We start from the raw sequence: 673 nt of genomic DNA on the forward strand, positions 1-673 counted from the left end.
GGGGTGTCCTGGCGCATCTTATTGGAGGATTTCGCGGTGGGATACGAGCAGCTGTTACGGGGAGAAACTGTTACGTTACCTGGCAAAACGCATTCGTACCGAACGTGGTCGGAGCGAATGGGGAGTTATGCGGAGAGCCGGAAGTTGCTCAGAGAAGCGGATTATTGGCGGCAGGAGCAGAGTGTCAATATGCAACCGCTCCCTAAAGACGGGGAAGGCTGCGGAGCGCGTACGATCGGGAGCAGTGCAGTTGCGGCGGTTAGCTTAAGCGAGCTGGAAACGAAAAACCTGCTGACGGGCACGCACCATGCGTACAAGACGGAAGTGAACGACGTGTTGCTCGCGGCGCTGGGTTTGACGATACAGGAATGGACGGGTCATGAGACGCTGGCTATACATCTGGAAGGTCACGGCCGGGAAGAGGTATTGGATGACGTGAATGTGACGAGAACGATAGGTTGGTTTACGAGCATCTATCCAGTCGTCTTCGAATTGAAGAACACGGAAGGAATATCCTACTGGGTCAAATCGTTCAAGGAGAAGCTGAGACGGATTCCGAACAAAGGCGTGGGATATGGCGTGCTGAAGTATTTGACGCCAGCGGAGAAAAGCGGCATTGGCAGTGGAATGAAGCCAGAAATCAGCTTTAACTACTTGGGACAGTGGGACCGAG

Annotated in this window: 1 protein-coding gene; it reads left to right on the top strand. The window is 53.9% G+C overall.

The window, feature by feature from the left end:
* Positions 1-36: 36 nt before the first annotated feature.
* The coding region (locus AC1TPB_RS24965; RefSeq protein ID WP_482078955.1) for a condensation domain-containing protein at positions 37-673 on the top strand (637 nt) is incomplete at its 3' end.

The sequence above is a fragment of the Paenibacillus sp. Y951 genome (assembly GCF_056786395.1).